Source organism: Pseudoflavonifractor sp. An187 (assembly GCF_002160275.1).
Classification (GTDB): Bacteria; Bacillota; Clostridia; order Oscillospirales; family Oscillospiraceae; genus Enterenecus; species Enterenecus faecium.
In genome coordinates, this window is the sequence record NZ_NFKG01000074.1 from 1 (window position 1) to 526 (window position 526).

The 526-nt window shown below is 54.6% G+C and carries 1 tRNA gene and 1 rRNA gene; both read left to right on the forward strand.

Annotation, left to right across the window (positions count from 1 at the left end):
• Nucleotides 1–106 (forward strand): 23S ribosomal RNA (locus tag B5F22_RS11875); the annotation flags it as partial.
• 335 nt (nucleotides 107–441) lie between these two features.
• Nucleotides 442–517, forward strand: a tRNA-Lys gene (locus B5F22_RS11880).
• Nucleotides 518–526 lie beyond the last annotated feature (9 nt).

The following is a 526-nucleotide window of genomic DNA, read 5'->3' on the forward strand; positions in this document are numbered from 1 at the left end:
CTTTATGGAGTAAGGCTCGACGTAGACTATGTCGTTGATAGGTCGGAGGTGGAAGCGCTGTGAGGCGTGTAGCTGACCGATACTAATTAGCCGAGGGCTTGACCTACAAAGAAGCGTTGCATCGTCGTGAGCAGCGAGGTTGGAGCGGAGCGAGGACGAGGACCACGGGTCGTAAGACTCTGGTGTGAGTCCGAGATGGAGCGAAACCGAGCGTCGCGAGCAGATGAAACGTGACAACAAGAACAAATGCAGGCAGCTTGCTGAAAGTCACATTGTTCAGTTTTGAGGGTGCGGAAACAGCGAAGTGCTGATCCGTTGTGAGCCGCGAGGATGGACCGAAGCGAGGGCGAGAAACCAAGAAACGCAAGTTTCTGTTTCAAGTCCGAGACGGAGGGAAGCCGAGCGTTGCGAACAGGAGAAGCATGACACCCCCTTCCATGGGCACCTTTAGCTCAGTTGGTAGAGCACCTGACTCTTAATCAGGGTGTCCAGGGTTCGAGTCCCTGAAGGTGTACCACTCCCACTT